Source organism: Streptococcus pacificus, from assembly GCF_016481305.1.
In the GTDB taxonomy this organism is placed as follows: domain Bacteria; phylum Bacillota; class Bacilli; order Lactobacillales; family Streptococcaceae; genus Streptococcus; species Streptococcus pacificus.
The window spans coordinates 443022-456502 of record NZ_JAENBO010000001.1; the positions used below are offsets into that span (position 1 = coordinate 443022).

Annotated in this window: 16 protein-coding genes; 15 read left to right on the forward strand and 1 reads right to left on the reverse strand. The window is 35.9% G+C overall.

Annotated elements, in window-relative coordinates; all coding sequences use genetic code 11:
- Window positions 1–28: 28 nt before the first annotated feature.
- Window positions 29–205 (reverse strand): DUF3042 family protein, encoded by a 177-nt coding sequence (locus JHK62_RS01990; protein ID WP_199575003.1) that lies wholly within the window; start codon window positions 203–205, stop codon window positions 29–31.
- Between the two features lie 69 nt (window positions 206–274).
- Between JHK62_RS01990 and miaA the strand changes: the two genes are divergently transcribed.
- From miaA to JHK62_RS02065, 15 genes are all read left to right on the forward strand, one after another.
- Complete coding sequence (gene miaA, locus JHK62_RS01995) at window positions 275–1171, forward strand: tRNA (adenosine(37)-N6)-dimethylallyltransferase MiaA (protein WP_199575004.1); 897 nt, start codon at window positions 275–277, stop codon at window positions 1169–1171.
- A gap of 75 nt (window positions 1172–1246) precedes the next feature.
- The gene (gene hflX, locus JHK62_RS02000) at window positions 1247–2494 is read left to right on the forward strand and encodes a GTPase HflX (protein ID WP_199575005.1); all 1248 of its coding nucleotides are present in this window, start codon (window positions 1247–1249) and stop codon (window positions 2492–2494) included.
- The gene (locus tag JHK62_RS02005) at window positions 2481–3119 is read left to right on the forward strand and encodes a cystathionine beta-lyase (RefSeq protein WP_199575006.1); all 639 of its coding nucleotides are present in this window, start codon (window positions 2481–2483) and stop codon (window positions 3117–3119) included. Before hflX ends, JHK62_RS02005 begins: the two co-directional genes overlap by 14 nt.
- Before the next feature lie 25 nt (window positions 3120–3144).
- Entirely contained in the window at window positions 3145–4077 is a 933-nt protein-coding gene (gene rnz / locus JHK62_RS02010; protein ID WP_199575007.1) for a ribonuclease Z, read from the forward strand.
- On the forward strand, window positions 4074–4847 hold the full coding sequence (locus JHK62_RS02015; protein ID WP_199575008.1) for an SDR family NAD(P)-dependent oxidoreductase: 774 nt from the start codon (window positions 4074–4076) through the stop codon (window positions 4845–4847). The genes rnz and JHK62_RS02015 overlap by 4 nt, the downstream gene beginning before the upstream one ends.
- Window positions 4844–7045 carry a single-stranded-DNA-specific exonuclease RecJ gene (gene recJ / locus JHK62_RS02020; RefSeq protein WP_199575009.1) on the forward strand — a complete coding sequence of 734 codons (2202 nt, stop codon included), beginning with the start codon at window positions 4844–4846 and terminating at the stop codon, window positions 7043–7045. Before JHK62_RS02015 ends, recJ begins: the two co-directional genes overlap by 4 nt.
- 1 nt (window position 7046) lies before the next feature.
- Complete coding sequence (locus JHK62_RS02025) at window positions 7047–7409, forward strand: TIGR02328 family protein (protein ID WP_199575010.1); 363 nt, start codon at window positions 7047–7049, stop codon at window positions 7407–7409.
- Between the two features lie 82 nt (window positions 7410–7491).
- Window positions 7492–8004, forward strand: a complete 513-nt coding sequence (locus JHK62_RS02030; protein WP_199575011.1) for an adenine phosphoribosyltransferase — start codon at window positions 7492–7494, stop codon at window positions 8002–8004.
- Window positions 8005–8051: 47 nt separating this feature from the next.
- Window positions 8052–8738 (forward strand): DnaD domain-containing protein, encoded by a 687-nt coding sequence (locus JHK62_RS02035; RefSeq protein ID WP_199575012.1) that lies wholly within the window; start codon window positions 8052–8054, stop codon window positions 8736–8738.
- Window positions 8738–9388: an endonuclease III gene (gene nth / locus JHK62_RS02040; RefSeq protein ID WP_199575013.1), complete on the forward strand. Its 651-nt coding sequence runs from the start codon at window positions 8738–8740 to the stop codon at window positions 9386–9388. The genes JHK62_RS02035 and nth overlap by 1 nt, the downstream gene beginning before the upstream one ends.
- Entirely contained in the window at window positions 9375–10061 is a 687-nt protein-coding gene (locus tag JHK62_RS02045; RefSeq protein WP_199575014.1) for a tRNA (adenine(22)-N(1))-methyltransferase, read from the forward strand. The genes nth and JHK62_RS02045 overlap by 14 nt, the downstream gene beginning before the upstream one ends.
- Window positions 10051–10839: a Nif3-like dinuclear metal center hexameric protein gene (locus JHK62_RS02050; protein ID WP_199575015.1), complete on the forward strand. Its 789-nt coding sequence runs from the start codon at window positions 10051–10053 to the stop codon at window positions 10837–10839. Before JHK62_RS02045 ends, JHK62_RS02050 begins: the two co-directional genes overlap by 11 nt.
- Window positions 10840–10848: 9 nt before the next feature.
- Window positions 10849–11973 carry an NAD(P)/FAD-dependent oxidoreductase gene (locus JHK62_RS02055; RefSeq protein ID WP_199575016.1) on the forward strand — a complete coding sequence of 375 codons (1125 nt, stop codon included), beginning with the start codon at window positions 10849–10851 and terminating at the stop codon, window positions 11971–11973.
- 37 nt (window positions 11974–12010) lie between these two features.
- Window positions 12011–12880, forward strand: coding sequence for a glucose-1-phosphate thymidylyltransferase RfbA (rfbA, locus tag JHK62_RS02060; RefSeq protein WP_199575017.1), 870 nt, complete (start codon window positions 12011–12013; stop codon window positions 12878–12880).
- The gene (locus tag JHK62_RS02065) at window positions 12880–13476 is read left to right on the forward strand and encodes a dTDP-4-dehydrorhamnose 3,5-epimerase family protein (protein ID WP_199575018.1); all 597 of its coding nucleotides are present in this window, start codon (window positions 12880–12882) and stop codon (window positions 13474–13476) included. The genes rfbA and JHK62_RS02065 overlap by 1 nt, the downstream gene beginning before the upstream one ends.
- Window positions 13477–13481 lie beyond the last annotated feature (5 nt).

Here is a 13481-nt window from a genome sequence, read left to right on the forward strand (position 1 = left end):
ATGAATCCTGCTTTTTCAAGTTATTTCATTAGCGTGAGACACGTCTACGTGCAGCTTTTTTACGATTTTCTTCAATAAATGCAGCCTTTTTTTCTTCTGGTTCAATAACGGTTTTTTTAACAGCAAATACTGCACCAGCAACTGCTAAAGCAGTACCAGTAACACCAGTTGCCACGCCCTTCAAGAAACTATATTTTTTTGACATAGGGATTCTCCTTTTTCTTATGTTATAATATATACTAACGAAAAAAGCTTAAAAATTCAAGGAAAAGGTATGAAAACAAAAATTATTGTTATTCTTGGTCCAACCGCTATCGGAAAAACAGCTCTAGGAATTAAACTTGCCAAAAAATATAAGGGTGAGATTATTAGCGGTGATAGCCAACAGGTCTATCGACAGCTGAATATTGGTACAGCAAAAGTGACTAAAAAAGAACAAGAAGAAGTGAAACACTACTTAATTGATGAGGTTGATGCGTCTGATAATTATTCTGTTTTTGACTTTGTGACAGCTGCCAAAAAAGCTATTCAGTCAATTTCAGAAAAAGGCAAAATACCAATCATTGTCGGTGGGACAGGTCTCTATCTTCAAAGTTTACTTGAAGGGTATCATCTAGGTGGTGAGATCAATCAACAAGAATTGAGTGAGTATCGTCGCTATTTATCAGAGTTTAGTGATGATCAGCTATTTTCAATGGTTGAAAAGGAAAATCTATCCATTCGAGAATTGAATCGTAGGAGAGCCATCAGAGCATTAGAAATTGCTAAGTTTGGACAAGACCTAGAAAATCAACCTCCTCAATATGATGCCTTACTTATTGGGCTTAATGATGAACGTGAAAAACTCTATGAGCGGATAAATCAGCGAGTCGATCAGATGATGTCTCAAGGGTTGTTAGAAGAAGCTAAGTGGCTTTATGATACCTATCCAAATGTTCAAGCAACCAAAGGAATTGGTTATAAGGAATTCTTTCCTTACTTTGAAGGAAAAGAATCGTTAGATGATGCTGTTAATCATTTAAAACAAAATACAAGAAGATTTGCAAAACGTCAATTAACCTGGTTTAAGAATCGTATGAATGTTTCTTTTTTTCAAGTGAATGACAACAATGTCTTTGAACGTATAGAGCAAGAAGTAGAAGACTTTATAAATCAGAAAGAGGCCCCTTAATGCCTCTTTTTAGTTAGGAAATCATCCGCTTTTTATGGTATAATAAAAAGATGATTAAAAGACAGGAGGCAACTAATGATTGAAACCAAGAAAGAGCAAGAACGAGTGATATTATTAGGAGTGTCCTTGCCTGATGAGAAAAATTTTGAGATGTCGATGCTTGAGCTAGAACAATTAGCACAGACAGCCGGTGGACTTGTTATTGAACGTCACTTTCAAAAAAGAGAAAGATACGATACTAGCACCTTTATTGGAAAAGGCAAACTTGAAGAGATTAAGCAAATAATTGATGCTCAAGAAATCGACACTGTGATTGTTAATAATCGCCTAACACCAAGACAAAATATTAATCTTGAAACAAAACTTGGAGTTAAAGTGATTGATCGTATGCAATTGATTTTAGACATCTTTGCTATGAGAGCAAGAAGCCATGAGGGAAAGTTACAAGTGCAGCTTGCCCAACTAAAATATTTATTACCGAGATTAGTTGGCCAAGGAATTATGTTGAGTCGTCAAGCTGGTGGAATAGGAAGTCGTGGACCAGGGGAGAGTCAATTGGAATTAAACCGCCGGTCCATTAGAAATCAGATTACTGACATTGAACGAAAGTTAAAAACAGTTTCCAAGAACCGCCAAACAATTAGGGAAAAACGGGTTCGGTCAACGTCATTTGATATCGGCTTGATTGGCTATACCAATGCTGGTAAATCTACTATCATGAATCTTTTAACTGAAAATAATCACTACGAGGCAGATGAGTTGTTTGCGACCCTAGATGCAACAACAAAACAAATTTACCTTAAAGACAGATTCCAAGCCACATTGACTGATACGGTTGGGTTTATCCAAGATTTGCCAACAGAGCTAGTTGCTGCATTTAAATCAACTCTAGAAGAAAGTCGTCAAGTAGACTTATTACTTCATGTCATTGATGCCAGTGACCCCAATTATCTTGAACAAGAAACAATTGTCTTAGAGTTATTAAAAGAGCTTGATATGGCTAATATTCCGAGACTAGCCATTTATAATAAAATGGATTTAGTCGATAATTTCGTGCCAAATCTTCATCCAAGCGTTATGGTTTGTGCTAAATCAGCTAAAGCTGCTCAAACAATTCGATCTGTCATTATTAGTGAAATCAAAAAACATTTTCAACCCTTTGAACTGACAATTTCATTAGAACAAAACCATCAGATCTTTGAGCTAAGTCAATTAGCACTAATTGACGAAATAAGTTTAGCAGAAGATAAGCAACAAATTAAAGGGTATATCTCGGAAAAAAATAAATGGAAAATTGAGGCACTCTATCATGGATTATCTTAAATTGGCAATGACTTATGGTGGTTTTACCAGTCTTGATCATAATTACTTAAAGCAAGTCTTTAACCACTTAGATGAAAAAGACATTATTTCCTTTATTACGCCACCACCAAGTGTGATCAATGCTTATTTTTCTGAAATTTATCAAAAACAATCGCCTAAGGCGGCTACTGATTATTATTTTCAACTAAGCAAAGCACTTCATTTGTTTAATGAACATCCAAGCTTTGAAGAGAAAACCCCTTTTGTGCGCTTAAATCTATCAGGAGAAGCTTATGGTTTTTCTTATGAAAACGAGAAGGAAATTGCCCAAGTTTTTAGTGAACAACCGACAGAGATTACTGAGAAATTACTATTAAAGATTGCCCAAATCTTCCCTCACTATAAAGTGTTTGTGGAAAATAATATGATTAAAATGATGGCAAAAGAATTTGATGAAACAGATGCAAAGCTCGTTTCTCAAACAGAATTCTTAGTTACTGATATTAAGCAATTGAAAGATAATGTTATTGAAATTGCAAGTTTTAATGAAGATGAGTTGTTAGAAGCTGCTCAAGCTTATTCAGGAAAAAGATATTACCAATTTAACCAAAGACAGGCAATTGTTTATATTGACACCAATTATTAGTAAAAATTAGAAAGTATAGAGATGTATGGAAATTCAATTTTTAGGTACAAGTGCTGGTCAGCCCTCAAAAGCAAGAAACGTTTCTAGTCTTGTTTTAAAGTTACTCGATGAAATAAATGAGATTTGGATGTTTGATTGTGGTGAAGGCACTCAAAGACAAATTTTAGAAACAACGATTAAACCGAGAAAAGTAAGGAAAATTTTTATCAGTCACTTGCATGGCGATCATGTTCTTGGTCTTCCAGGTTTTTTATCGAGTCGTGCTTTTCAAGCAAACGATGAGCAAACAGATATCGATATTTTTGGTCCAGTGGGTATTAGAAGTTATGTTCTATCTAGCTTACGTGTGACAGGTTCTCGTCTCCCTTACCGGATTCACTTCCATGAATTAGAGGAAAAACAATTAGGTAAGATATTTGAATCTGAAAAATTTATCGTTTTTGCCGAAAAACTTGATCATAGTATTCTTAGCATAGGGTACCGCGTTATGCAAAAAGATTTAGAAGGCACACTAGATGCGGAAGGTCTAAAAAAAGCAGGTGTTCCTTTTGGACCATTATTTGGACAAATTAAAAACGGGAACAATGTCACACTTGCTAATGGTGAAATCATTTATGCTAAGGACTATCTATCAGCTCCTAAAAAGGGAAAAGTGATTACTATTTTAGGCGATACAAGAAAAACCGATGCCAGCATTCGATTAGCCTTAGGCGCTGATGTTTTAGTCCATGAGTCAACCTACGGTAAGGGTGATGAACAAATTGCTAGAAATCATGCCCACTCAACCAATATGCAAGCTGCCCAAGTGGCTAAAGCAGCTGGTGTCAAACAATTATTATTGAATCACGTGAGTGCTCGTTTTTTATCAAAGGACATTCGTCAATTAGAAAAAGATGCCAAAACGATTTTCGAAAACACCCATGTGGTTAAGGATTTAGAAGAGATTAGAATCAAATGAATAAAACACAATCAAGAGTTATTGTCATCACAGGTGCCAGCGGTGGATTAGCACAAGCTATTGTTCATCAATTACCGACTAGTGACAAATTGATTTTACTAAGCCGTCAGAAAGAAAAACTCCATCAAATTTATGGTGAATCGAATCACCTTTTTTTCAAGTCCCCTAATATTCGTGATGACCATGCTATTAAGGCGATTGTAGAAGAGATTTATCAAGAGTTTGGTCAAGTTGATGTTATGATAAACAATGCAGGCTTTGGTGAATTTAAAAACTTTAACGCTTTTGAAACTAATGAAACAAGAGAAATGTTTGATGTTAATACTATTGCGACCATTCAATTTTCGAGATTAGTCGGTGAAAAAATGGCTCAAAAAAAGCACGGCCATATTATCAATATTGCCAGTATGGCGGGGCTTATTGCGTCAAACAAATCAAGCGTTTACTCCGCAACAAAGTTTGCTGTGATTGGTTTTTCAAATGCGCTTCGACTTGAACTTGCTAACGATAAAGTCTATGTGACTACTGTTAATCCAGGGCCAATTGAGACCAATTTTTTTGATAGAGCAGATCCAGATGGTAGTTATTTAAAAACGGTGGAAAAATTTACTCTAAAACCTGATAAAGTGGCTTCAAAAATCATTAAAATCATGGGAACCAATAAACGTGAGCTAAATCTACCATTCCTTTTAAACATTGCTCATAAATGTTATGTCTTGTTCCCTAAACTATCTGATATGTTAGCAAGGAAGGTTTTTAATTTTAAATGATCACACCTAAATATAATTGGCTATTACCACAAGAAGAGTCTTTGAATGATACTAGTAAGCTTTTTAAAAAAGAAGGTCTTAGTTTATTAGCTGGTCAAATTCTCTATCGTAGAGGAGTTAACACTCAAGAAGCATTAAGAGACTTTCTATCAACAGATATCTCACAGCTGCATGATCCCTACTTATTAAACGATATGAAAAAGGCAGTTGATCGGATTCGTCAAGCTGTTGAAACCAATGAAAAGATTTTGGTTTATGGTGATTATGACGCAGATGGGATGACTGCTGCCTCAATTTTAAAAGAAACCTTCGAAGCCATGGGTGCTGAAAGTTTGATTTATTTGCCTAATCGTTTTGTTGATGGTTATGGCCCAAATAAAAGCATTTATCAGTATTATATCGAACAAGAACAAGTCACACTTATTGTGACAGTTGATAATGGCGTATCTGGTCATGAAGCTATCTCTTATGCTAACGAGGTGGGAGTTGATGTTATTGTGACGGATCATCATAGCATGCCACCTGAACTTCCTGACGCCTATGCTATTATCCATCCAGAACATAAAGGTGCAGACTATCCTTTTAAATACTTAGCAGGCTGTGGGGTGGCTTTTAAACTGGCTTGTGCCCTTTTGGAAACTATTCCAGCCGAATTGTTAGACTTAGTAGCGATTGGAACCATTGCTGATATGGTCAGCCTAACTGGTGAAAACCGAACCCTCGTTAAAATGGGTTTAAGTGTTCTAAAAGATACTGAGCGTTTAGGGTTGTTAGAATTGCTTAACTTAGCTAATGTTGAAAGAGACAGTATCACCGAAGAAACGATTGGCTTTGTTTTAGCACCTCAATTAAACGCTTTAGGAAGACTGGATGATCCAAATCCTGCTATTGAGTTACTTACTGGTTTTGATGAAGAAGAAACCCAGCAAATTGCTCTAATGATTCAAGAAAAAAATGAAGAGCGAAAAATCCTAGTACAATCTATTTTTGATGAAGCGATGCAAATGGTTGATCCTTCAAAGCCTATTCAAATTTTAGCAAAAGAAGGCTGGCATCCTGGAGTGCTTGGGATTGTTGCCGGACGGATTTTAGAAAAAATTAGCCAACCAGTTATTGTTCTCACCATTGATGGAGACACAGCAAAAGGAAGTGGTAGAAGTCCTGATAGTTTTAATCTCTTTGAAGTATTAAACAAGCAAGGTGATTTATTTATTGCCTTTGGTGGCCATAGTGGTGCGGCCGGCATGACGATTGCAGTCAGTCAACTAGAGTCTTTAACAAAAGCAATAATAGATGATATCTATGACAATAACCTTCAATCCTCTCAAAAAAATACACTTGATATTGATGGCGAGTTAGATCTTGCCAGTATTGATTTTCCCTTGTTGAAAAGTTTTGACCAATTAGCCCCTTTTGGCATGGATAACAAAAAACCAACTTTTTTGATTAAAGATTTTGTAGTCAAATCTGTTAGAACAATGGGAGCTGGGAATAGTCACCTTAAACTAAGAATTACTCAGGCCAATGTTGACTGTGATGTGGTTGCCTTTCAATTAGGTCATTTAGCACAAGAATTTCAGCAACTACAAAATATTGAGATGGTTGTGACATTATCCGTTAACAAATGGAATGGCAACACCACCATTCAGTTGATGCTTGTTGATGCAAGAGTTGAAGGGGTTCAACTAATTGATATAAGGGCTAAAAAAGCTTATTTGCCTTCTGATGTTCCAAGTATTAATGAAACACCTGATAGTAAGATAGTGCTTGTTGCTGACATTCCTGAGCAGGAAGAGACTCTAAAAGATTTGTTTATCAAGCATGATTATGAGGCAATTTATTTTAAAAATACGATTAAAAATCCTTATTACCTGACAGGGTATGGCACACGAGAACAGTTTGCTCACCTCTACAAAACAATTTTCCAGTTTGAAAGCTTTGACATTCGTCATAAACTTAATCAATTGTCAGAATACTTAACAATTCCTAAGATATTACTGATTAAAATGATACAAATATTTGAGGAACTTGACTTTGTCACTATTTCAGATGGCGTGATGACTGTTAACAAAACAGCTCGAAAACGTGGCATTGCTGAAAGTAAGATCTATCAAGAGTTGAAAAAAACAGTCAAGTTTCAGGAACTAATGGCTTTAGGAAGTCCTGAAGAAATTTATTACTATTTGAGAGGAAAGTAACATGAGACTATGGCACGAAGCATTAATTGCTAAACTACCAAGGCAACAACTCTTAGGTCAACATAGGGAATGCGCAGCACTAAGAGGTGCTGGTTGGGGAAAGAAACACGCAACAGTAAACTATGTCTTTACTCACAGTCCTTATAAATTGTTTCAATACCATCAGTTGATTATGACAGAGATGCAAAAAAGAGGCTATAAGCCTGATCTTCTTTGGTGTGATCCATTATATAGAGGAAAAAACGTCCCATCTTATGATAGCTTAGATGAAGTGGCACTAAGTCATCCCATTTATCCTGAGCATGATGCGACTTATCTTGACGAGTGTTTAAAAAACCTTGAAAGCAAAGATATTTTTTTATAACTTGCTAAATTTACCATTTACGCATTTCGTGGTATAATATAGCGTAAACTATTTTTTGGCAACTGCCCTAGAAAGATTTAAAATGAATTTAAAAGATTATATTGCAACAATTAAAGATTACCCAAAAGAAGGTATTGAATTTAGAGATATTAGTCCCTTAATGGCTGATGGCAATGCTTATAGCTATGCTATTCGCGACATTGTTCAGTACGCTACTGACAAAAAAATTGACATGATTGTTGGGCCAGAAGCGCGTGGTTTCATTGTTGGTTGTCCAGTTGCTTTTGAACTTGGTATTGGTTTTGCACCAGTTCGTAAACCTGGCAAATTACCTCGTGAAGTCATTTCAGCTGACTACGAAAAAGAATATGGTATTGATACTTTAACCATGCATGCTGACGCTATTAAACCAGGACAAAGAGTTTTAATTGTGGATGACTTATTAGCCACTGGTGGTACTGTTAAAGCTACCATCGAACTCGTTGAAAAAATGGGTGGTGTTGTTGCAGGGTGCGCCTTTTTGATTGAATTAGACGAATTAAAAGGACGTCAAGCCATTGGTGATTACGATTATAAAGTATTGATGCATTTTTAATCACTGAAAAAGAAGTTGTTTGCTTAAAAGTAAAGGATTGTGTTGTCATGAGTTTTTCAAAAGCCTTTGATTCTGGTACATTGGTGCTACCAAGTGAGTTATTATTTCATTTTCATGAGATTTTTGAAAATGTTGATGATTATTTAGTCTGGCAATTTTTCTATCTGCAAAATACATCAAAAATTGAAGAAATTGCTCCAAGTCATATCGCTAAAGCTATTGGTAAAACCGTTCTTGATGTCAATCGTTCTATTTCCAGTTTAAAAAATGCTGAACTATTAGAGATTAGAACGATTGAACTTGCTGGAGATAGTGAAATTATTTTTGATGCTAGTCCGGCTTTAAAGAAACTAGACGAGCTCTTTCAAACACAAGATGTTTCTTTGCTTGAATCAGATAGCCAAGAACCGACTAACATTATCAAACCACTAGTTGAGAGTTTTGAAAAAGAACTTGGTCGTATGCTTAGTCCTTTTGAATTAGAAGATTTAACCAAATTGGTCAATGAAGACAAGACTGATCCTGAGATTATTCTTGCTGCTTTAAAAGAGGCAGTGTTTAACGGCAAAACCAATTGGAAATACATTCAAGCTATTCTTAGAAATTGGCGTAGAGAAGGAATAACCACTCTTCGTCAAGTAGAAGAAAAAAGAAGAGCAAGAGAAGAAGCAGACCCTAAAAATGTTGCCATTTCAGATGATTTTAAAACTGCTTTAAATTTATGGAGTGATTAATGAGAATTGGTAGAGAACGCTTAAAGAAAGTTTTAGCCATTATTGGTGAGCTTTTTCCCAATGCTCATGGTGAACTAACCTATAATACCCCTTTTCAATTATTAGTAGCAGTCATCTTGTCTGCACAAACAACTGATAAAGCTGTTAATAAGGTAACTCCAAATTTATGGGAACGTTACCCTGAGATTACTGATTTAGCACAGGCAGATATTACTGAAGTTGAAAGTTATATCAAACATATAGGTTTATACAAAACAAAAGCAAAAAATATTGTTAAAACTGCTCAGCTGGTTTTAGAAAAGTTTGATGGAAAGCTTCCTAAAACACACAAAGAATTAGAAAGCTTACCTGGTGTTGGTCGAAAAACAGCTAATGTTACTCTGGCTGAAATATACAAAATACCTGCCATTGCTGTTGACACCCATGTCGCAAGAATCGCTAAAAGATTGAATATTTCGTCTCCTACAGCAGATGTTGTAGAAATTGAGCAAGACTTGATGAAAAAAGTTCCAAAAAAAGATTGGATTGTTACTCACCATCGCTTAATCTTTTTTGGTCGCTATCATTGTCTTGCTAAAAACCCTAAATGTGACATCTGTCCTGTTCAACAATATTGCAAGTATTATAAGGAAACTTATGGAAGAAATTAATCTCTCAAAACGCTTAAAAGAAGTCGCAAGCTTGGTACCTGTAGGTAGCAAGCTTCTTGATGTTGGAAGTGATCATGCTTACTTACCTATTTACCTTATCCAGCAGCAAAAAATAAGAAGTGCTATTGCTGGTGAAGTGGTTCAAGGTCCCTTTGAATCAGCTTTGTCAAATGTTAAAGCCAATCATTTAGAAGGTTTTATAAGCGTTAAATTGGCTAATGGTTTAGATGCTCTTGAGATTACTGAACAAGTGTCAGTTATTACTATTTGTGGCATGGGAGGTCGTTTAATTTCTAGCATTCTAGAAAATGGTAAAGAAAAACTGGCTTCTATCACACAATTAATCTTACAACCAAACAATCGTGAAGAGGAATTGAGAAATTGGTTGGTTAATCATCAATTCACAATTATTGCTGAGAAGATTATTGAAGAAAATGGTAAAATTTATGAAATTATGGTAGCTAGACCAGGTCATTCACATTTAAACGAACAAGAAAAACAATTTGGCCCTTTTCTTTCTCTCGAAAAATCGCCTATTTTTAAGAAAAAATGGCAAAAAGAGCAAAGAAAGTTGTTACTTGCTCTTGATCAAATTCCTCAAAGCTATCAAAGTGAAAGAGAGCAACTCTCTAAAAAAATTGAAATGATTAAGGAGATATTGGATGAAAGCTAAAGCCATTATTAATCGCTATGAAGTATTTTGCCCACAAGAATTGTCCCTTGAAGGTGATATTTCTGGTCTACAGATTGGTCGTTTAGACAAAGAAGTTTCTAAAGTAATGATAGCTCTTGACGTTAGAGAAACAACTGTTGCTGAAGCCATCGAAAAAAAGGTCGACCTATTGATTGTTAAACATGCGCCAATTTTTAAACCCTTAACCAATTTAATTGCCAGCCCTAAAAATAACATCTATCTTGATTTGATTAAACATGATATTGCTGTGTATGTCAGTCACACTAATATTGATGTTGTTGAAGATGGCTTAAATGATTGGTTTTGTGAGTTGTTAGATATTCATGATACTAGCTATCTAAGTGAGACTAAAGAGGGCTATGGGATTGGACGCGTCGGTGAAATTACGCCAATCTCTTTTGAAGACTTAGCTAGAAAAGTATCTCATGTTTTTGACTTGGATAGTGTGCGTTTAGTCAGTTATGATCATGATAATCAGATGATTTCACGTGTGGCCATTTGCGGTGGAAGTGCCCAAAATTTCTATCAAGAAGCCATCGCTAAAGGGGCACAAGTTTATATTACAGGTGATATCTACTATCACACAGCTCAAGAAATGTTAACGGAAGGTCTTTTAGCCATTGATCCTGGACATCATATAGAAGTCTTGTTTGTTAAAAAATTACATGAAAAATTTGAAGCTTGGAAGAAAGAAAACGATTGGGCAGTAGATTTTATTGAAAGTCAAGCCAATACTAATCCGTTTTATCATCTCTAGGAGTTAACTATGAAAATTGCTATTATTGGTGGAGGGATAGTCGGCTCAACAGCTGCCTACTATCTCGCTAAAGAAAAAGATATGACCGTTGTTTTATTTGACGATGGCAATGGTCAAGCAACAAAGGCTGCAGCTGGTATTATTAGTCCTTGGTTTTCTAAAAGACGCAATAAAGCTTGGTACAAAATGGCACGTCTGGGGGCAGACTTTTACCAAAAATTACTAAAAGACCTTGAAAATGATGGTTTTGAAAACGACTTCTATCAACAATCAGGAGTCTTTTTATTTAAGAAAAAAGAAGAAAAACTTGAGGAACTTTTTGAATTGGCTAAGACTCGAAAACAAGAAGCGCCCTTAATTGGGGAAATAGCCTTAAAATCCTATGAGTCTCTAAAAGACAACTACCCTAATTTATCTGGATTTGAAAGAACGTTATTTGCTTCAGGAGCTGCAAGAGTTGATGGCGATAAACTGGTCAAAAGACTTCAATCAATTAGTCAGCTGACTCTTATTCGAAAAAAAGTCGGTTTGAAGAAAACAGACAATCATCAATACCTCATTGATGGTATGGTATTTGACAAGGTTATTTTAGCTAGTGGGGCTTGGTTACCTTCTATTCTTGAACCGCTTGGGTATCAGGTTGATGTTAGACCTCAAAAAGGACAACTAAAAGATTATTATTTTTCAAAAAATGTTTTCAATCATTATCCTGTCTTAATGCCAGAAGGTGAAGCTGATATTATTCCATTTTCCGACGATAAAGTTAGCGTTGGGGCCAGCCATGAAAACGAAATGGGCTATGATTTATCAGAAGATAAAAGTATTCTTGACGCTATTGAAAAAGAAGCTCTCCCGTACTTTACTGCGTTAGAACAAGCTGATGCCATTCACACAAGAGTTGGGACAAGAGCCTATACTAGTGATTATTCTCCCTTTTTTGGCCAAGTCCCAATGTTGCCAAATGTTTATGCTGCAAGTGGGCTTGGATCATCAGGTTTGACAACAGGTCCTTTAATTGCCTATCAATTGGTTCAGTTAGTTCTTGATAACCCCTTGGCCTTGAAAGCGACTGACTATCCTATTGCAAATTACATTCAAAAACAGAAAGCTGATGACACAATGCATAAAAAATGATAGAATATAGGATGAATAAACGACAAAGGAGTCTATTATGAAAGGTATTATCTTAGCAGGCGGATCTGGGACACGTTTGTATCCACTAACAAGAGCTGCTTCAAAGCAACTCATGCCAATCTACGACAAACCTATGATTTATTATCCGCTATCTACCCTAATGCTAGCTGGTATAAAAGAAATTCTCATTATTTCAACACCTGTTGATCTTCCTCGATTTGAAGAATTACTAGGTGATGGCTCAGAATTTGGTATTTCACTATCATATGCTGTTCAACCAAGTCCAGATGGACTAGCACAGGCCTTTATTATTGGTGAAGACTTTATTGGCGATGATAATGTTGCTCTAATCTTAGGTGACAATATCTATCACGGCGCTGGTTTAACAAAAATGCTTCAAAGAGCAGCGGCAAAAGAAAATGGTGCAACTGTTTTTGGTTATCAGGTCAAGGACCCAGAAAGATTTGGTGTTGTTGAATTTGATAATGAGATGAATGCAATTTCTATTGAAGAAAAACCTGAAAAACCTAGATCTAATTATGCTGTGACAGGCCTTTATTTCTACGATAATGATGTTGTTGAGATTGCTAAAGGGATTAAACCATCTGAAAGAGGCGAGCTAGAAATTACTGATGTTAATAAGGCTTATCTTGAACGTGGTGATTTATCTGTAGAACTTATGGGCCGTGGCTTTGCTTGGTTGGATACTGGGACCCATGAGAGTCTCCTAGAGGCTGCTCAATATATTGAAACGGTACAACGTCTACAAAATGTTCAAGTGGCTAACCTAGAAGAAATTGCTTACCGTATGGGTTACATTTCAAAAGAACAAGTCCGTGCACTTGCGCAACCGCTTAAGAAAAATGAGTATGGTAAATACTTACTACGTTTGATTGGAGAAGCTTAATGTCAGAAGATTTTTTTGGTAAAACCTTATCAGCAAAAAAAATAGACAGTATTCCGGGCCTCATTGAGTTTGATATCCCTGTCCATGGTGATAATCGAGGCTGGTTTAAAGAGAATTTTCAAAAGGAAAAAATGCTACCACTTGGTTTCCCAGAAAGCTTTTTCAAATACGGAAAATTACAAAACAATGTCTCTTTTTCAAGAAAACATGTTCTTCGTGGCTTACATGCTGAACCTTGGGATAAGTATATTTCTGTGGCTGACGATGGTAAAGTTTTAGGCACATGGGTTGATCTTCGTGAAGGTGACACGTTTGGTCATGTTTATCAAACAGTCATTGATGCTTCAAAAGGGATCTTTGTTCCACGTGGTGTTGCCAATGGTTTTCAAGTTTTATCTGAGACAGTTTCATACAGTTATTTAGTCAATGACTACTGGGCACTAGAACTAAAACCAAAATATGCTTTTGTTAACTATGCTGATCCTAGTCTTGCTATTTCATGGGAGAATTTAGAAGAAGCTGAAGTATCTGAGGCTGATAAAAATCATCCGATGCTAAAGGATGTTAAGCCTTTGAAAAAAGAAGATTTACAATAGTATTG